13 protein-coding genes and 2 pseudogenes are annotated in these 18,937 nt (G+C 60.2%); 5 read left to right on the top strand and 10 right to left on the bottom strand.

The window, feature by feature from the left end:
• Positions 1–63 precede the first annotated feature (63 nt).
• A complete protein-coding gene (locus AC5RUQ_RS17180) occupies positions 64–1,470 on the top strand; it encodes an MFS transporter (protein ID WP_493948535.1) in 1,407 nt (468 codons plus the stop codon).
• Positions 1,471–1,573: 103 nt separating this feature from the next.
• Positions 1,574–2,656 (top strand): alkene reductase, encoded by a 1,083-nt coding sequence (locus AC5RUQ_RS17175; protein WP_493948681.1) that lies wholly within the window; start codon positions 1,574–1,576, stop codon positions 2,654–2,656.
• Between the two features lie 867 nt (positions 2,657–3,523).
• On the opposite strand, the pseudogene AC5RUQ_RS17170 reads toward AC5RUQ_RS17175, so the two are convergent.
• The 4 genes and pseudogenes from AC5RUQ_RS17170 to AC5RUQ_RS17155 all read right to left on the bottom strand — a co-directional run bounded on the left by AC5RUQ_RS17170 (position 3,524) and on the right by AC5RUQ_RS17155 (position 5,895).
• Positions 3,524–3,928 (bottom strand): annotated as a pseudogene (locus AC5RUQ_RS17170) (peptidase associated/transthyretin-like domain-containing protein).
• 5 nt (positions 3,929–3,933) lie between these two features.
• Positions 3,934–4,444: pseudogene (locus AC5RUQ_RS17165) on the bottom strand (dioxygenase family protein); the annotation flags it as partial.
• Positions 4,445–4,604: 160 nt separating this feature from the next.
• Entirely contained in the window at positions 4,605–5,300 is a 696-nt protein-coding gene (locus AC5RUQ_RS17160; RefSeq protein WP_493948534.1) for a nitroreductase, read from the bottom strand.
• A 91-nt stretch (positions 5,301–5,391) separates the two neighbouring features.
• Complete coding sequence (locus AC5RUQ_RS17155; RefSeq protein ID WP_493948533.1) at positions 5,392–5,895, bottom strand: DUF4863 family protein; 504 nt, start codon at positions 5,893–5,895, stop codon at positions 5,392–5,394.
• 190 nt (positions 5,896–6,085) lie between these two features.
• On the opposite strand from AC5RUQ_RS17155, the gene AC5RUQ_RS17150 reads away from it, so the two are divergent.
• From AC5RUQ_RS17150 to AC5RUQ_RS17140, 3 genes are all read left to right on the top strand, one after another.
• Complete coding sequence (locus AC5RUQ_RS17150; RefSeq protein ID WP_493948532.1) at positions 6,086–6,745, top strand: TetR/AcrR family transcriptional regulator; 660 nt, start codon at positions 6,086–6,088, stop codon at positions 6,743–6,745.
• A 293-nt stretch (positions 6,746–7,038) separates the two neighbouring features.
• Positions 7,039–7,539 carry a DoxX family protein gene (locus AC5RUQ_RS17145; RefSeq protein WP_493948531.1) on the top strand — a complete coding sequence of 167 codons (501 nt, stop codon included), beginning with the start codon at positions 7,039–7,041 and terminating at the stop codon, positions 7,537–7,539.
• Between the two features lie 763 nt (positions 7,540–8,302).
• Entirely contained in the window at positions 8,303–8,554 is a 252-nt protein-coding gene (locus tag AC5RUQ_RS17140) for a hypothetical protein (RefSeq protein ID WP_493948530.1), read from the top strand.
• Between the two features lie 2,104 nt (positions 8,555–10,658).
• Here the strand turns inward: AC5RUQ_RS17140 and AC5RUQ_RS17135 are convergent.
• The 6 genes from AC5RUQ_RS17135 to AC5RUQ_RS17110 all read right to left on the bottom strand — a co-directional run bounded on the left by AC5RUQ_RS17135 (position 10,659) and on the right by AC5RUQ_RS17110 (position 18,686).
• On the bottom strand, positions 10,659–11,441 hold the full coding sequence (locus tag AC5RUQ_RS17135) for a FadR/GntR family transcriptional regulator (RefSeq protein WP_493948529.1): 783 nt from the start codon (positions 11,439–11,441) through the stop codon (positions 10,659–10,661).
• Between the two features lie 69 nt (positions 11,442–11,510).
• Positions 11,511–12,491: an alpha/beta hydrolase gene (locus AC5RUQ_RS17130; protein ID WP_493948528.1), complete on the bottom strand. Its 981-nt coding sequence runs from the start codon at positions 12,489–12,491 to the stop codon at positions 11,511–11,513.
• On the bottom strand, positions 12,488–13,816 hold the full coding sequence (locus tag AC5RUQ_RS17125) for an MFS transporter (protein ID WP_493948527.1): 1,329 nt from the start codon (positions 13,814–13,816) through the stop codon (positions 12,488–12,490). The genes AC5RUQ_RS17130 and AC5RUQ_RS17125 overlap by 4 nt, the downstream gene beginning before the upstream one ends.
• A 750-nt stretch (positions 13,817–14,566) precedes the next feature.
• Complete coding sequence (locus AC5RUQ_RS17120) at positions 14,567–15,976, bottom strand: NAD-dependent succinate-semialdehyde dehydrogenase (RefSeq protein ID WP_493948526.1); 1,410 nt, start codon at positions 15,974–15,976, stop codon at positions 14,567–14,569.
• Between the two features lie 73 nt (positions 15,977–16,049).
• Complete coding sequence (locus AC5RUQ_RS17115; RefSeq protein ID WP_493948525.1) at positions 16,050–17,147, bottom strand: zinc-binding dehydrogenase; 1,098 nt, start codon at positions 17,145–17,147, stop codon at positions 16,050–16,052.
• 42 nt (positions 17,148–17,189) lie between these two features.
• Complete coding sequence (locus AC5RUQ_RS17110; protein WP_493948524.1) at positions 17,190–18,686, bottom strand: APC family permease; 1,497 nt, start codon at positions 18,684–18,686, stop codon at positions 17,190–17,192.
• Positions 18,687–18,937: the final 251 nt, after the last annotated feature.

Below are 18,937 nucleotides of genomic sequence, written 5' to 3'. Positions count from 1 at the left end.
GATTATGTTGTTGCTTACTCGTTCTACAAAAGCAGCCTTCGTGCGTAGGACCACTAGTAACGGATGGCCCTTGAACCTTGCGCTGTCCCTATCTCAAACGAAAGTGAACTTGTGATGTCCTCGTCTCCCCTTCCGCTTGACCAGCCCAGCCCGGGTGTAGGGCAACGCCTTGATAAAATCATCGATGCCCGCCCGCTAGGGCGTTTTCACTACATGGTCCTGATGCTCTCCGGTGCCGTGATGTTCCTGGACGGATTCGACACGCAAGCGATCAGTTTTGCGGCACCGGCCGTTGCCCGTGAATGGAACCTTCCCGTGGTAGCCCTCGGCCCTATCCTTTCGGCGGCGATCGTTGGACTGATGGTGGGATATCTTGTCTTAGCACCTCTGGCCAACCGCATTGGGCATAGGCGGATGGTCATTTGGTGTACTGCTGCCTTCGGTGTACTGAGCCTCGTGACTGCAGCGGCAGCGGAACCGGCCCATCTGATCCTGCTCAGATTCCTAACAGGCGCAGGATTGGGGGCAGTGATCCCGAGCGTGGTGTCGCTTACCAGTGAGTTTGCGCCAAAGCGACGTCGTTCCAGTTTCGTCATGTTCATTTATTGCTTCTATGCTCTGGGGTTCGTGGCCGCGGGTCTCGTCTCAGGAGTAGTCATCCCTATTCTGGGGTGGCGGACGCTGTTCCTCATTGGCGGAGTGGTGCCGTTGCTCTTGTTGGTGTTGCTTGTTCGCTATCTTCCTGAGTCTCCGACGTACCTTTTGGGGCGCCCTAACGGTGCCGCCCGTGCGCTTGCCACGCTTCGACGCCTAGACCCTAGCCTGTCTCCGGAGGTGGGCATTGTTGCCAATGACGACAAACATGTGCTCGAAACGACACGATCTCTGGTGGTTGAACTCTTCCGCCGCAACTGGATAGCAAAAACCCTCCTGTTGTGGCTGGCCTTCGCGGCCAACCTGGCTGCTTTTTATGCGATCCAAAGCTGGCTACCCACGATCCTGGTACGGCTCGGCCAGCCTCCGGAATTGGTTATTGGTGCCACGGTTCTGACCACAATTGGCGGGATACTGGCGGCTACAGTTATCGGTCCATGCATGGATCGCATCAGTCCGTTCTGGACGCTGGGAACCGTCTATGTGCTGGGGGCCGTCTTTGTCGGGATTCTCGGCCTAGTGGTTGGGGACGGACCAGTCCTTCTTCTGGCGATGGCCTTTCTCAGCGGTACGTGTGTAACAGGTGGTCAGATGAGCGTTATCGCATTGGCGACGGTGCTTTACCCACCCAAAATGAGGTCCACCGGAGTGGGCTGGGCATTGGGGATCGGGCGTCTCGGCGGCATAGCCAGCCCGTTGCTCGTCGGAGCAGCATTGGGAGCCGGGATAGGCGCACGTGAAGTGTTTTTTGTTTTGGCCGTGGTTCTCATCGCTGCGGGACTCAGCGTATTCGCTTTGGCCCGACTGCGCAGCTGACCTCTGCGCCGGCCCGATGCGCGAGGGAGCGGCTGGCGCAGGTCCCAACGAAGCATCGCCGCCCGGACGCCCCGCCTCATGACCCTGATAGGAATAAATGACCATGAACCTGTACACACCTGTGATCCTGGGCGATATTAAGCTCGCCAACCGCGTCGTGATGGCACCGTTGACCCGGATGCGGGCCGGCGCCTCCGGTGTCCCGAATGATCTGATCGCCGAGCACTACGCGCAGCGCGCAGGCCTCGGTCTAATCATCAGCGAGGCCACCTACGCCCGGTTTGAGGGGCAGGCGTTTGTCGGCCAGCCCGGCATCGTCACCGCCGAGCAGGCCGCCGGCTGGGCCCGGGTCGCCGAGGCTGTGCACGCCCGCGGCGGGAAGATTGTCGTACAGCTGCAGCACAGCGGCCGGGCGACCCACCCCGACATCAACGGCGGCCGTCGGGTCGAGGGGCCCAGCGCGATCGCCATTGAAGGCGAGGCGCACACCGAGAATGGTAAGCAGCCATTCCCCCTGCCGCACGCACTGACCATCGAGGAGCTCGCGGAGGTGCGCGATGCCTTCGTCGCCGCCTCGAAGCGCGCAATCGAGGCCGGCCTGGACGGCGTGGAGGTGCACGGAGCTAACGGTTACCTGCTGCACGAGTTCCTGGCCCCGACATCGAACCAACGCGACGACCTCCACGGCGGCAGCCCGGAGAATCGAGTACGCTTCGTCGTCGAGGTCGTTGCGGCGGTCGCCGAAGCAGTCGGTGCCGGCAAGGTCGGCCTGCGCATCTCGCCCGAGGTCAACATACAGGGCGCGCTCGAGACCGACCGGCAGGACGTCCAAGCAACCTACGGATTGCTGCTGGACCAGCTGCGTCCGCTGGGCCTTGCCTACTTATCGATCCTGCACACCGAACCGGCCGGGGACTTGGTACAGGAGCTGCGCCGTCGCTTCGGTGGCCCGCTCGTCATCAACAACGGCTTCGGTGCCCCGACCACCCGCGAAGAGGCTGTTGCCCTGATCGACGCCGCGCATGCCGACGCTGTGGCCGTCGGCCGCCCCGCGATTGCCAACCCAGACCTGGTCGAGCGCTGGAGGGGCGAACACCCGGAGAACGACATCCGGTCCGAGCTGATCTACACTAGCGGCGCCGAGGGCTACACCGACTACCCGTTCCTGGTCCCCGCCCAGAGCTGACGATCATCCCCGCCTGGACCGGCTCATTGCCGGTCCAGGCGGCTGCGGCCTCAGCCGGAACTTCAGCCGGCAACGAGACGGCAGTGGACTGGCCGAACAGGCCCGGTACCAAAACGGCGCCGGGCGGCTGGGTGAGCGGTGCGGGCCCCGGGGCGGGATGCGGGCCTCATGACCCAGTGCACCTGGCGAAGTCTCCCGAGCCGTTTGGCGCGGGACTCCACTGCCGTCCGCGCACAAGGGCAAAATTCCGACCAGAGGGCTCCCTGGAGTTGTCCATTAGGACGTGACGAAAGGACGATAAAAGCCGTGTAGGGTTCGAACGGCTTGCGGTACTCACATTAGCGACTGCTTATCACAGCCATTCATGGTCTCGGCAGTTACGTTGGCAACCCCCATTGACATACAGGAGCACCTCCACCATAAAGGATTATCCAGCTGCTGGCGGCGCTTTACCCAACGGGGGCATCTTGAACCAAACTGACGTTCAGGATCCGGAAACACCGGCCATCGAAACGACGACGAACGCTGTATGTCTTGTTCATAATCGGGTGCGTACTTCTGGGGCAGTCGCCTAGCGTTTCCAGACCTAGTTCAGCCAAAATTTGCGTAAGAACGAGCGCAAAATTGCCGATGGGGAGGACTATGTCACCGCGTGAACCATTGAGGACTTTGTCGTGCTCAATGAGATCATTCGGCGTCCCGCACCAGCGGCCGGCAACACTGCGACGCGTGAAGGCTTTGGCCAAACGACTGCCAAGGTCCATCAGATGCGCCGCCAACGGGCAATTAGCAAGGCTATCAAATTGCGATGCACACCGCCGGGATTCCTCCCGGATATGCCACACAGCACGTGATGCCTAGAGCCAATTACTGGAAGTCCAGGAAAACTGTTTCGCCCTCACCCTGAGGGCGGATGTCAGAGGTCAGGCCGCCGCCGGAATCGCGCCGGGCGATAGGTCTTCCGGCGCTCCGGGTCCAGTGAGCTGAGCAGCGGATCCTTGTACAGCGCTTCCTCGTTTTCCGGCAGGTACATGCGGGTGAAGAGCTGGTTGGTCAGGCCGCGGGCAAAGATGGCCACGGGGATGAACGCCACCGCGCTTGGCCCGGGTGCACGGGGGTGAACGTGTACACGCCGGACTAGCCTACGGAGCCGCGGTCCCAGCCGGTGAAGGTGTAGCCGTCACGGACCAGGGAGCAGGTCTTCTGGACGATGTTCGAACGGCAGGGCGTACCCGTAGAACGGCCCACGGTCTGCCCGGGGGTGGGCACCAGTTTTTCTACTCGCCTGCCTCTTCACTGCCGCCTGCTGTACCAAACGCTTTGTTTTCGGTCCACGTCCGCTTGGGACCTGTCAGGACGATGTCCCAGTTGTAGCCCAGCGCCCATTCGGGCTCGGTGATGTGCGCGGGACGCTAAGCATTTAGGTGGTTCTTCCACGGGTAGGCGCCGGGCTTGATGGTGGTGAACCGGTAGGAGCCGTCCGGGCCGGTGATGCAGCGGCCGATGCCGGTGAAGTTGGGGTCGATCGGAGCCGGGTGCTGGTCCCCACCTGGCCCGCTACCGGGCGGCGGCCACCGTCCAGCACCTTGCCTGCCACGATGATCCGCTCGCCCTGGGGCTCGCCGTTGTGCTGAATGGCCAGGTCCGTTTCCAGGGCGTGCACGTCCTGGCGCCCGAAGGCCGGGGAGTACAGCTCAATGGTCTCCGGGTCCGCATGGTGGAGGCTCTCAGTGGGGTGGCGAGGATGCTGCTGCAATAGGGCGCATAGTCCAACCGGAGCATCATTTCGAGGAAGTTCGTGCCAACTTGCTGAATGATGCTATCGATTGATCTGAGCCCGCTACGGTATACACGCGGTCGACCCATGTTGCTTCCGGGTGCAACCTCTACCCTCAGGAAGCGGAAGACTTATCGTCGGGAAGGATCACGGTCCGATCGTGCAAGTGCATCACACGGACGTCTCTTCGTCCTCGTAGAAGATAGCGAAATCCTTTACCTCTTCGCGTGGCGTTGAAAAGCGATTCAGTCGGTGGCTGGAATCTGCATATCCAAGTGACATTCCACAGACGATTATCTGGTCTTCGGGGATGCTCAGGTGTCGTCTAAGAATCGGGTGGAAGTCGATAAACGATGCTTGAGTACAGGTGTCCAGGCCTCTCGCACGGGCAGCCAACATCAGCGCTTGGAGGAAGAGCCCGGCATCAATAAGGCCTCCACCCAACGAGCTGCGGCTGATAGTGAGGAACATACCCACGGGAGCGCCAAAAAAATCGTAGTTGCGCCGGTGATGGGCTAGCCTCCCCGTCAGGTCGGTCGCAGCGATACCCAAGGTGTCCCCATAAAGACGTTCACCAAACTCACGGCGCCGGGACTTATAAGGTTCCACCCACGCATCGGGGTGTGGCTGATAACTGTACTCAAGCTCTGCTGCACGACCTTCATTGTCATGTGCCTGCAGCAACGCCGCCGTCAGAGAAGACTTTGCCCTTCCGGTAAGCACATGTACCTGCCAAGGTTGTGAGTTGGAGTTGCTGGCGGACTTAGCTGCAAGCGCCAGAATGCGCTCGACTTCCGTCCGTGGGATAGGGGTGGGGAGGAACGCCCGGACGCTTCGTCGGCTGTTCAGAGCTTCCTCCACATTCATGTTGCTGCTGTGTCTCCGACGCAACAGGACCGGCGCCGTAATGCGAGTTCTCACGAGGTTTTGCATGACATATCGTGCCTTTTCCTGATGGCTAGTCGGTCGGGGTGATGTCGTATGAGATCCGGCCAGCCGGCAGGAAGAAGAGTGCGATGACTGCACCGCCCTTCGATTCGGGGTAGTGGTGGCTGCCCGGTCCGGGGGCGGTCCAGCCGGCAGCACACCAGCCATTCGGGCCCATCAGGCGCGCCGTCGGATCCAGCGGCACAACCAAGTTTAATTCGCCGTAGGGGTGCTGGTGATACTGTCCCCTGAAGGGTTCGATGCTGTTCATGTACACAGCCGTGATGCTGAAGTAATTCAAGACGTCATTCGGCTCAGCGATCCGGCTTCGGCGGTAGTTTGGGCCATCGATTTCAATGTTGGCCGCCCAACCGTCCCGAACGCCTTCGGTGATCATCCGTGCGAGGTCGTCGTAGAGCTCGGTGCCGGGCCCATAGTTTTCGTTGAGCCAAGTCTCGAGTTCACCTCCTGCCGTCCGGTTCTTTACCTCGGTAAGAAACGGGATGCTCCGCTCAATCAGTTCCTGCGCGCTCATTTTACTTCTCCTTCGATGGGGTTCACATGCGTTTGTGTGACGGCAGTAACGCTAACTGCTGGTTCAGTTACAGTCAACACCTGTAACTAAACCGAGTTGTTGCAAGTGCAAAAGATGAAGCTTCGGGGACGACCAGTAGAACCCTGTGTTACATTCGGATTGTGTAACGAAACTCATGGAGGGGGTGAAGATGTCCAGTGAAATGGCCGTCGCCAGGGTGGACAAGGCGACAGGTGCGGCGGGGGTTTCCAAGGGTGGCCGCCCCCGAGATCCAGGTCTTGATGAAGCGATCATAAAATCAACGCGCCGCCGATTGGTCCTGGACGGCTACTCGAAGATGACCCTTGGCGACATCGCGGCGGATGCGGGGGTAACGCGGCCGACGCTCTACAGGCGATGGCCCGGTAAGTTTGAACTTGTCGTGGAGGCTCTCGATTACGGCTTCCGCGCACAACAGGACACCTACCCCGCCCTAAAACTAGAGGAGTTGCCGGCCCTTGAGGCGTTGACGGAAGCCGTCCGGCGGCTTGACCCGGCATACTTCAATCCTGATGCCATGGTTCTCATGGGTAATTTTATGGGCGAAACCATACGCACCCCCGAACTGCTTGCCATCGTGCGCGAACGCGCCGTCGAACCCCGAGTCAACTTGCTCGAAAGAGTTCTCCTTAACCTCCAGGAGCGCGGTGAGGTCAGAGAGGGCATCGATGTCCGGACGATTTCCACCATGTGCTTCGGTAGTTACTTCGCTGCCTACTGGCGGGAAGACGCTGATCGCGCTGCCCTCGCCGAGAAGGTCGTCGCGGTTTTGTGGCCGGGAATCGCAGTAAAGCCCCCCACCACCACCTAACGGTCGCCCCTCCCTGACTTAATCCGATCGGGCGGTAGTTAGTTTACAGTTCTTGACCGTAATTGAAGTTGCTTCTAGTCTTGCTGTAACGGCGTGCAGGCGCCGAATACCAAATGGACAAGGACGTAAAGCATGTCTATTGATCTGGAGGCTCGTGATTCAAGCGTTCGCTTCAATCTGACCACGGACCATTCAGCAGCTGCGAAGGCGGGAGGCTGTAAGGGCAGATCTTGTGACCGGCAACGTTCTTGCCAGCGGCCCACCAAGGCTGCCTATCAAAAGGGAAGCAAGAAATGACGGATCTGGATGCAGGGCTTTTGCTACTCAGGGTGGTTTTAGGTCTAACCATGGCAGCCCATGGGTATAGCAAGATTTTTATGGGTGGCGGTATTCAGGGGACATCGAAGTGGTTCAGCAGTCTTGGGATGCGTCCAGGTGCCTTCCACGCCTGGCTTGCCGCCATAACTGAAATAGTTGCTGGTTTGGCCTTTGCAGTTGGACTGCTGACACCATTTGCCTCGGCCGCGTTTGTGGCCCTCATGCTTGTGGCAGCGAGGACTGTTCATCGCGGCAAGGGCTTCTTCATCGTCGCCGGCGGCTGGGAGTACAATCTCGTACTGGCCACGGCAGCTGCCGCAACGGCGGCCGCCGGTGCAGGACAATTTAGTCTCGATTGGTTGCTTTTCGGCACAAATCTATTCAACGGGTGGCCAGGACTGCTGCTGTCTGCCGGAGGAGCAGTCGCTGGGATGGCACTTCTTGGTCTCTTCTACCGCCCGGAAAACCGGAAATGACAGGGCGTGGGGCCGTTCGAGTAGCCCGTTTGACGGCCGGCACCTATGCAGGGGAGGGTACCCATGTACTTTGAGTGTGGTGATTGGAACAGCCTGCAAGGAGTGGAGGTGCAGGTATGGTCCGGAGGGTCTCTGCTGCGAACGGGTGTGGTGGAGACTGCGACTGAAGATTCGCGCATCGCTTGGGTTGCGGCTGATGTGAACGACCGCCGGTGGCTAGTCGACAAGGCCAGCGGTTACGTGCTGAAGATAAGTTCCGAGCAGCTGATCCCGGGGTCACTTATCGGACGGGGCCACAAGTAGCAATGAGCAGGCCGACGGCGCAGGGGCTGTGTTGACGTATCAACAAGCCTGCCAGAGGAGAACACCCCTCACCCTTTCCCTCGTGGTCCGCTTGGGTAGAAGCAAAACAGTGAAGGTATAGGGAGGTGTTGGTTCGTAAATCCCCGCGATAGCCCGACGACGTTTTTGCTGATGCCTAATCCGCTCCTGCCAACTGCGTGGGTTACCGATGATTTAGCCGCTAGGAGGGAGGGGTGTTTCACAAAAGGCGTTCGCTTAAGTGTGCAGCCCTCGCCACAGCTTATGGGTAATGGTTCGTGACAGGCTTATCGGCACGTGATCTATGATTGCGGGTCGAGACTTACCTCGGGGTCGATATGCTCTGCTTTTGGCGCCCTTCAGCATCAGCTTCTCTAACGCATTCGACTCGTTATTCAACATACTCAGACGAACACCACCACAGATCAATTCAGGAGCTCCTGTGTCTGACCCCTCGATTCTCGCTGCCAACCCCGCACAGCCGACAAAACATCAGCTGGCGCTGATGATCTGGCTCGCAGTGTTCCCCACTCTGACATTAGTGAACGTTGTATTGGGAGACTGGCTGGCTCATTTGCATCCAGTCCTGCGCACCTTCGTGCTGGCTACCGTAACAGTTCCAATCGTGATCTACGTGATCTTGCCACGCCTTCACCAAGTACGTCACCACCTGCTCAAGAACAGTAGGAGTTAGCTCCTACGTCGATGGTCAAGGCCCCTGATTTGTCCCTCTGAGGTCAACGCTGAACTAAAACGAATTGCTCCTGGTCAGCGTGCGCGTGATTTCGAGGTATTCGTGCCTTCGCACAATGCTTTGGAAAGCGGCTCTGTTGCTATCAGCTTTGACAAATACAGCCCTTGGCGTAGCCAGATTCATCATGTCCACAGTACTTGGATTCATAGTGGCAAGGTCGTCAGATAGGGCCACACCCCCTGACGAACGGAACCTTTATGAGTTACCACCATGAAGCAGCAGTTGAGCGGAGAAAGTCCTTGCCCCGCAGCTCTAAAGAAGGGCGACGAGCTTCCTCAGCGAGCGGGGGGAGAGCTGGGCGGCTGCTTCCTTATGGCCCAGTGAGACGGGGAGCCGCTCACCATGGCGGGAGGTTGGCGTGCCAACGGATGATCCTAGGACAGCGTGGTTCATGAGAAAAATAATGAAACCCTCTTCTGAGAGTCAGCAGTACGGCGGCGGAGACAGGTGTTCCCCCATCCCCAGACCTGGATGTGCTCAGCAACTCCAGTCGGAAAGCGTTGTGGTTGTCCTTGGCGTGATGTATCCAAGTGTCCTCCCACAGGTTGTCGCTTCTAACACCTACCTTGATCGGGGACTTCTACCTTCTAGTTTGTCCACCGAACGGCAAATCCTAGACGCTGTCTTTTACGACCCGCTGGCCTTCCGTAGGGAAGGAGACAAAGCGCCTCTAGCCCTGAGGTATCGAAATAAGCCTGAAGGCGATGGCCACGTTGATCGTGCGGAGGCCCAGAAAGCTGTTGCCCGCGATTTGGCGCTGCTCTCGTTGAGAAAACGCGAGTAGTCACCAGCTCTCGATTGCCGTCCTTTTGGACATTGCTCAATACCCGTCTTGAGTAACACGCACACCGAAGGGATGAAGGAATGCCCATGACGCCAATGTCTTTCGAAATCTTCGACTGGAACGGGCTCAGGCCCGGTAATCAGATTGACGTTCTCGATGACGGCCTGGTCATTGCACGTGGGGTGATCGAAGATCTGGCGGATCAACGTAGTCCACGGCTCAGGCTTTCCTGTGGGGGAAATGAACGAACTTACCGCCGGGAGGACGGCTGGCAACCTCGTACTATCTCCCGTGACTCGTGAGCCCAGCCGTGACGGTCGCCACTCCTTACCTGCAGTTTCAGGGCGTTGGAGGCCTGCCATCGTAACAGCTTCCGCCGCCGTAGGGATCTGCCAACACCCAAAATGGGTATGCATTGTAGACAGCTAGAGGTACCACCCCATACCGCGAAAAAGAGACTCCTGCAACGTAGGGCACACCCCAATCTCACACTCCTCGGCCGGCCCTTGAATTCCTTGCAAGACGAGCGCCAGGAATAAACCTCATATGCAGTCGGGTGGAAGCGTCCGCTCTACCAGACGAGACGACTGTAAGCAGGTCGTGGATCCGGCAGAAACCACATAAACGGCAATTCCGACCGTACACGCCGGTCGACCTAGTAAAGGAGGACGTGTGTCCTGCAAGTTGCATGAACCGGAAGTCAGCGCTGCCTTCTCGCTAACGAGCGGCGGTCTGTTCCCAAACCCGGCGCTTCCTCTTTCCCTTGAAGTCATCACTTTAGATGAGCCCCAGAGCAGAGACGAGAAGCTAAACCGTGCTATCAGCAGACTCATACCCGCCGCTCTCGAACGCAGGCAGGGAATCCTGGTCATACAACGCGATTACGGCAAATACACCGTTCGTGTCGACCAAGAAGTGCCATGCGGCACAACTCGGGAGTTCCGCGAATGGATCGTGCAAAGGTGAACCAGGGACATGGACGACTGACTGCGCCATTCAAAATGCCTTGAGGGCAAATTTCCGTCCTGAATGCGGGTTGCCGTCTGAATAGATTCCTTAACACCACTTACCCCCATGTGTATGAGGTTGCCTTCTCTGTATGAGCTACGCCCCAACCTGACAGCGCCCGCCGACTGCTCAAAAGCAGTATGGCGTTCAACGACTCCTCTACCAAGAGAACAAAATTTGCCGGGATTCGTCCAACATAGAGAAGTGGGCTCCCCCACCCGAGCCCAGCGCGGGCACGTCGCGCTCTGCCCTTCAGGGACCGTTGTCACGGGAGTAACCGGCGGCAAGGTCGCCAAGGATGGAAGCCCAGGTCGATTTGACGAGGCGAACTGAGCTGAGCTCCGAGCGTTCTTGAATGAGGTGTTCTGAGGCGTCGAAGTACTCGCTCACGGCGGCCTGAGCCCGGCCGACATCGCGCCGTTGGAGGGCGCTCACGAGATCGGCCCGGTGATGCAGGATCGCACGCAGCTCGGGTTGGATCGCGGTGGGGTCGCTCGCGTACGCGTGGTCGACGACGTCGATGATCACCCGGTCAAGCGCCCAGCTCATGCCGGCCAACAGCGGATCGTGCGCAGCGGCGGCCAGCGCGTCGAGGAAACGTCCAACCCGGCGCGCGTGACCGATTGGCCCTGCATCCTTCTCGGCCTCCACCGCCGCCGCGAGAGCATCGAGTTCGTCGTCTCCGGCGCGCTCGACGGCGAGCTGCACGATGCGCTGGTGTAGGTGCCGGCTGAGACCGAGCACATCGGCGAGCGAAACGTTCTCGAGCTGCATCAGGGTGCCAAGCGACGATGAAAGCATGCGGTTGCCTGACAGCGAGACGAAGCTTCCGCTGCCGTGCCGCACCTCTACAAGCCCCACAGCGCCGAGCGCCCGGATCGCCTCCCGGATGGTGTTTGGGCTCACCCCGAACTCGACCGACAGCACCTTCTCAGTGGGCAGCTTCTCGCCGTCCGACCATTCGCGCTTAGTAATCCGGCGGCGCAACTCCTCGAAGATTTGGTCGGAAGCTCGTGCGCGTTCGATCTGCACCATGTCTCCCTCCCTTTGTCCAGGGGCACCGGCGACACCGCCTGGGCAGCGGACGACGACCGCGGCGCTCCGCTACATCGATGCTACCCGGCGGACCGCGGCCGCCACTAAATCGAACACAAGCGTCGACTCAGTGAACACGCCCGGGAAGTTGGTGAACGCGTGCGGCAGCCCCGCCAGTTCCAGAAACGATACCGCCACACCGTCTGCACTCAATAGGGCGGAGTAGTCGCGGCTCTGCTGAGCGAATGGATCGAGCTCGGACGTCACGATCACGGCTTCGGGCAGGCCACTGAAGTCGATGTAGCCGAGGGGGCTGGCCTCGCGCAGGTCGAGCGGACGGGCTCCCTTGTGCGGAGAAGCGTGCGGCTGTGGCAGGTAGTGCTCCGCCACCCAGTCGAGCCGCGCCTGCTCGGCGGCTCGGTCGACCACACTCGCGGCTCGCCCCACCTGCCGGATCGGCTCGTCGAAGGAGTACATCCCGCACAGCAGAACCTGCAACACGATACTCTCGCGCATCCGCCGCCCCAGCACCGTCGCGATGGATGCACCCGCGCTATCGCCGGCCACGATCACCCGGTCCGCCCGAACTCCGAGCTCGGCGGCGTTCTCGAGCACCCAGCGCGCCGCGGCCTCGCCGTCGTCGATTCCCGCCGGGAAGCGGTGCTCGGGGGCGAGCCGGTAGTCGACCGAGATCACTCGGCATCCGGAGCGGGCGGCGATCTCCCGGCATACCGTGTCGGAGACGTCGAGGTTGCCGCGGATGTAGGCGCCACCGTGGAAGTAGAGCACCGCGTGGTCAGTCGGGCGGGTCGGCGCGCCGGCATGAATGACCGAAAGTGCCAAGGGTGCATAGACGCGGATCCCGGGGCCGCCTGGAACGTCGTGCTCCGTGACGGAGGCCATCGGCAACGAGGAGAGGAACGACTCGCGGCGGTCTTCCAAGGCACGGCGGAACTCCGCGACGTCGACATCGGAGGGCACCGCCCGTCGCGCCTGCTCAAGGAAACCGGCGACGACTGCGAGCCCGGGGGCAGTGGTGGGGGCGCTCATCGGCCGACCCCTGCCGGGTCGTGCGGCACGGCCATCCGTTCGGTCTCCGAGCGAAGAGTGCCGGCGAGAAGCTGGGCAGCTACGGCGCCGAGCAGGCACCCCGCCGCTATGTAGTAGGCGACGATGATGCCGTTGTCGAACCGCACAACGAGGACCTGAGAGAGCAACGGAGCGAGCCCCCCGCCCAGAATGCCGCCGAGGTTGAAGGCGAGTGAACTACCGCTGTAGCGCCATTGCGGCGAGAAGCTCTTAGAGATCATCGATGCCTCAGGACCGAACATGAAGGCGTAGGGCACGAGGGCCAGTGTCAGCAGCATCGGCACCGCCGGCAGCCGGGAGTCGAGAGCGGCAAAGAAAATGAATCCGAACACGATGGTGGCCACGGCACCGAGTTGCCAGATGCGGCTCGCCCCGAACCGGTCGGCCAGAAGCCCGGCCACGGGGGTGAGGATCGCGCAGAGGACGCCGGCAACCACGATGCCCTGAATAAGCGACCCCGAGGTGTACCCGCGGCTCACGCCGAACGACAGCACGAAGGCGGTGAAGACGAACACGGAGATGCCGGAGCCGGCTTTCACCAGCACCGTCAGTATCAGCGTGCGGCCTTGCTTCGCGAATACCTCGACGATCGGATGGCGCACCAGTTCGCCGGCGATGCGCACCCGCTCGAACACGGGTGTCTCCTCCACCCGTGTCCGCAGGTAGAAACCGACGAAGAACAGAACGCCTGTAATCAACAGTGGCAGGCGCCAGCCCCAGTCGAACAGCACCGCGGGCGGCATCGAGAGCGTCACGAGGAGCACTGCGATGTTCGCCAGCGCCAATCCGAGCGGAGCGCCCGCCTGCGGGAAGCTGGCGAGCAGCGCGGCCCGGCGCGAGGAGCCCGACTCCATAGCGAGCAGGGTCCCACCGCCCCATTCGCCCCCGAAGCCAACGCCCTGAATGACCCGGCATACGAGCAGCAAGCCCGCAGAAGCGACGCCAATCTGGGAGTAGGTGGGCAGCAGCCCTGCGCCGAAGGTGCCGATGCCCACCATCGTGAGCGTGATGATCATGATGGGCTTGCGTCCAAAGCGATCGCCTAGATGACCGAACACAACGCCGCCAAGTGGGCGCGCCACGAAACCGACGAAGTACGTGCCGAAGGAAAGCAGGATAGCCATGGCTGGGTCAGTCTCGGGAAAAAAGAGAGTGGGAAAGATCAGCGCCGCGTAGGTGCCGAAAATGATCAGGTCGTAACCCTCGATAATCGCGCCGACAGTGCTCGCAGCAACCGCTCGCCGCGTGTGTGCCCGCGCAGCCGCGAGCTCGAAATTCTGGGACATGCCGCTCCTCGTCGTTGAGTACCGCAATTCATTGAGTGACTCACTCAATCATGTGATCACGAAGGGCGTCAAGCAAGTTCCTGTCAACAGTGATGAGGAAAACGGGAAGACGTGTGGGAGGCGAAAGTCCAATACGACCCCCTCACTTGCATTACCCCTGGATGTATGAACCATCGGACGACAATTTGGGCCCGTTGCAACCGGTCCTATCAAGGTGGACTACACCCAAAGCCGACACGCGGCTCCTTGCCTGGCCCTCGGAACATCCGGGAATCTACGTTTGATCGAGAAGTCCGGTCCGCCCGGCCACAGCAGGGGATTGTCATAGGGTCACCACTAGTGGCATAAGCTGGGCGGACGAACCTACCAAACGACGCAGTCAATCGAAATGCAGACCGGAAAGCTCCAGTCCGAGAGTAGGCCAGCTCTCTTCGCTTGCGGTTTGGGACAAGGTGCTGATGGAACGGACGCTAGTCCGTTTCTGGCCCGGCGCAATAGAAACAGCGAGGGTCAGGGCAGCTCGAATCGTAGGGACCGACCTGTTCAGTGTCCGTCTCAGCAACCGCATGGACCTGGGGTGATGCTTCTTCAGTTGGTGTTTGGTTGAGCCGGCTACGCATGAGGTTGGCTTTCTTTGCGGGTGGCGGGGACGGCAGCGCAGCGAAAACGGGCGGACGCCCAGGGATCGGGCTGAAGGTGGTGCCGGGGCGGTCTGCCGCCCCGGCACCAGCAACTCACGAGTATGAGCCTTCAGCCTGCTACGTAGAACAATCGCTTATTGACGAATTCGTCCATTCCTAGTGGGCCCAGCTCGCGGCCGAACCCCGATCGTTTGACTCCGCCGAAGGGCATTTCCGCACCTTCACCGGCGGCCGTGTTGACATTGCTCATACCGGTTTCGAGACGCTGGGCGACATTGCGGGCGCGTTCCTCGTTGGTGCTGAACACGGCACCGCCGAGGCCGTAAGGAGTGTCGTTGGCTTGGATCAGGGCTTCCTCATCGCTGGAGACCTTATAAACCACGGCAACGGGGCCGAAGAGCTCCTCGTGGTAGGCGCGCATCTCGTTCGTCACGCCGGTTAGCACTGCCGGTTCCAAGTAGGCTCCGTCGCCGTTGACCAGCGTGCCGCCAGCGTGCAGGGTGGCACCCTTTTCCACCGCGTCTTGGATTTGAGCGGCCAGGGCTTCGGCTGCAGTCCGTGAGGCGAGCGGAGCAAATGTCCCCTCGGCTTCCTCGGTCGGGTTTCCGGGCTTTAGGCCGGACGCCTGCCGGGTCAGTTCTTCAACGAACTCGTCATAAATGTCTTCCATGACGATGATTCGTTTGTTGGAATTGCAGGCCTGCCCGGTGTTCTCCATGCGTACCTCCCAGGCTTGCGCAGCGGAAACTTTGACATCCGATGAATCTAGGACGATGTACGGGTCCGAGCCGCCGAGCTCTAGTACGGCTTTCTTCAGGTTTCGGCCTGCGATCTCGGCGATCTTTGCACCGGCACGCTCGGACCCCGTCAGCGAGACGCCCTGCAGTCGAGGGTCCGCAATAATGTCCGCGACTTGATCGTGGCTGGCGAAGATGTTCACGTACGCACCCTGGGGTATTCCCGCGTCGTCCATGATTTGCTGGATTGCCAGAGCCGAGCGGGGGCAAGTCTCTGCATGCTTGAGGATGATGGTGTTGCCCAGCACAAGGTTGGGGGCCGCGAACCGAGCAACCTGGTAGTACGGATAGTTCCAGGGCATTATGCCCAGCAAGGGGCCGACGGGTAGCTTCTGGATGACAGCGCGGGCGCCGGAGAAGGACTTGATTGGCTGGTCCGCCGCCAGCTTCGGTCCTTCGGTGGCGAAGTAGCTAAAGATGTCCGTGCAGAATTCCGCTTCGCCTTTGGACTGCGAGAGCGGCTTGCCCATTTCTTCGGTGATGATGGCAGCCAGCTCTTCGGCGCGTTCAGTGAACAGTTCGCCCACGCGGGCAACAATACGGGCACGCTCTTCGATCGGCACCTCCTTCCAACCCTGGAAAGCCTGGTGCGCGGCAGCGATGGTTTCCTGAACCTGGGTGTCCGTAGCTGTAGGAAACTTTTCTACGACCTCTCCAGTGGCGGGGTTCTGGACCCGGTAACCGATCTGGGAGGTTGAGCGGGTTTCAGAAGTGGTGGTCATGGCCATGTCTCCTATCTCTTTCAGTGGTTGGTGTCGAGCAGAGTGAATGCCGGTGTTGGGCTGGCGGCGGATGTCAGGGAATGAGTAGTTGACGGAGTGCCTCGCCGTTTTCGAGATCCTGAAGGCTTTCCTCTGCCTCTTTCAGGGGCCGTCGAGCGCTGATGAGTTCATCAATCATCAGCTGTCCGTCCATGTACTGGTCTACGAGCCACGGGATGTCGATAGAAGGCCGGATGCCGCCGTAGTTGGATCCAAGAATCCTCTGATCCCGATCGACCAGAGTCTGGGGTTCGAACGATGCCCGCGTGCCAGCCGGCGGGATGCCTACAATTACGGCTGCACCACCGATGTCCAGCATCTCAATGCACTGCTCTGTCGTGGTGTTCTTGCCGATAGCGTCAAAGGCGAAATCAACGCCGTCCGGCAAAAGCTGCCGCAAAGCAGTCACAGGCTCCCCGTCACGCGCATCGATGGTATCTGTCGCACCCAGCTGGAGGGCCAGCGCTGTCTTTTCCGGCCGGATATCGACGGCTACGATGCGCTTAGCGCCCGCCAGGCGTGCACCTTGGACCACGGAGAGGCCCACGCCGCCACAGCCGATCACGGCAACTGTGGCGCCCGGAGGGACTGCTGCGGTGTTCTTCACGGCACCGACACCGGTGGCAATGGCGCAGCCGACGAGGCACACTGTTTCGAGAGGGGCGTCCTTGCGGATCTTGATCGCACCCGAGGCCGGAACGACCGCCTCCTGAGCGAAAGTGGAGGTTCCGAGGTAATGGAATACCTCTTCTCCGTTCACACTTAGTCGGCTGGTTCCATCGTTGAGACCTCCGCCAAGTGCCACGGTATTAGCTGAAACCTCGCATCGGGCCTCCAGGCCGCGAAGGCAGTTCCTGCAGGCACCGCAAGGAGCGACCCAAGACAGGACGACGTGGTCTCCGATGTCCAGTCCCGTAACGCCTTGGCCGAGTTCTGTCACGATGCCGCTTCCTTCATGGCCCATTACAAGGGGAACCGGAAGGTCCCAGTCACCACGGCGCACGTGCAGGTCTGAGTGGCAGACTCCGGCCGCCGCAATGGCAACACGGACTTCTCCTGGGCCGGGGGTCGCCAACTCTAGGTCCTTGACTTCCACAGGGTGCTGGGAATCGGTAAATACTACTGCGAGCATGGTTTTGACTGCCTTTGATTATTTGAAGGTGGCTGGCGTTGGCTAGGGTTTTGCCGAGTTTTCGGTCAGGGCATTCTCATCTGCAGCCCGGTGCCTCAGAGCAAAGGCGGGGCCAGCGTCGCCCAGTGCAATTTTGCGTCGGAGGGAGACAAAGTACCAGACTGCGGCGAGGATCATCGTTGCGAGGAATACGTTTCTGTTCGCTTCGAACGCGGGCAACAGCATCAAGGCGAGGAGCACAGCGACGAACGCGATGAGACCGAGGACGTAGATGACCATGCGCTTGCTGCCCAACGTGAATGTACCGGGCTCGGATTCCGGAATGTTGCCTTTCATGTTCGCGATGATCAGTCCGGTGGTGGTGAGGACATACACGGTGAAATAGCCGAGGGCGGACATGCCAAGGATGTAGGAGAACGCCTCTTCGCTGGCAAAAGCAGTGAGCAGCAAGGCAACAGAAACAATTCCGGTGGCCCAGACGGCCCTAGTGGGGGTCTTGTGTTCTGCGGAGACGTGACGGAGGGAATTCGAGAATGGCAGCATGTTGTCTCTGGCCATGGAATAGGCAAGCCGGGTGGCGACCAACATGTTGGCCAGAACGCAGACGAGGATGTTGGTCAGGGCAAAGGCCACGACAATTTTTGCGAAGACCGGTGAGGTTTGCTGAGCGATGATGTCGGCGATTGGGGACGCGCTGTCAGTAAGAGCAGCGGGGTCCTTGATCGCGAGGAGATACACGACGTACATAAAGAACTCGACGATCGCGGAGACGCCCAGTGCATAGAACATGGTGCGCGGAATGGTCCGTCGCGCGTCGCGCGTCTCTTCGGCGATGTCTGCGGAAGCTTCGACACCCAGCAGCCCGAATATGCAACCAAGGCTGGATGTAAGCCAGACCACGACGTAGGGGGAGGCGGGTGCGTCACCGGCAGTAAAGAGGAACGAAACGTCCTGGTGGTCGTTGCTGATGAACAACGCCACGATGGCGATGAAGGCTGTCACGCCGATGGTCACGATCAGCTCGAGTCCGACGCCGATATTGTTCAGCACTGTCGCGAGCTTCACCCCGTACACATTGATGAGCACGCAGGCCAGCACAATGATGATGGCGATGAGTATCTGGAGGGGTGTGGTCATGTCCAGGCCCAGCATTCCCCCCATGTACCCTGCCATGACGTAAGCCACTCCCGTGAAGCCGCAGATAAATCCAGCCAGTCCTGCGTAACCGGTGAACCATCCTAGATGGGGGCCGACGAGCCTACTGGTCCATTGGTATGCGTATCCGGAAAGTGGGATTTTAGCCACCAGATCCGCGGCGATCAGGGCCCACAAAAAGAAGATGGCTACGGCAATCGGAAACGTCCATACGAATGCCGGGCCCGCCATGCCCAGGCCGTAGCCAAAACCGGAATAGACAGCGGTCGTCGCACTGATGACTGCGAAGCCCAATAGGAAGGAGGACAGGCCTCCGACTGTCCGGTTCAGTTTTTGCTTGTAACCGTACTCAATGAGTTTCTGGTCCTCATCAATGGTCGCCATGGTAAGTCTCCTCAAGTTTGGCCTTGCCGGTCCGTTCGCTTGTGCACGATGGACGCTGGTGCTGTCCGTGCGATCCGTTCTTGCACATCCTCGCCGCTGCCTCGCGGGCTCTGAAACCGTGGGATGTGAAGGAAAGAGGTTCCTTGGCTAGAGCGCTGGGAGGGCCCGATGATGTGCAGATGGTCTGCATGAAGAAAACATAGTCATCCAAATCACATCCGACAACCCTCTGTCATCCTTTCAGTTCAATA

It is taken from the genome of Arthrobacter sp. MDT2-3, assembly GCF_059090465.1.
This window is presented reverse-complemented; position numbering and strand designations above follow the sequence as displayed.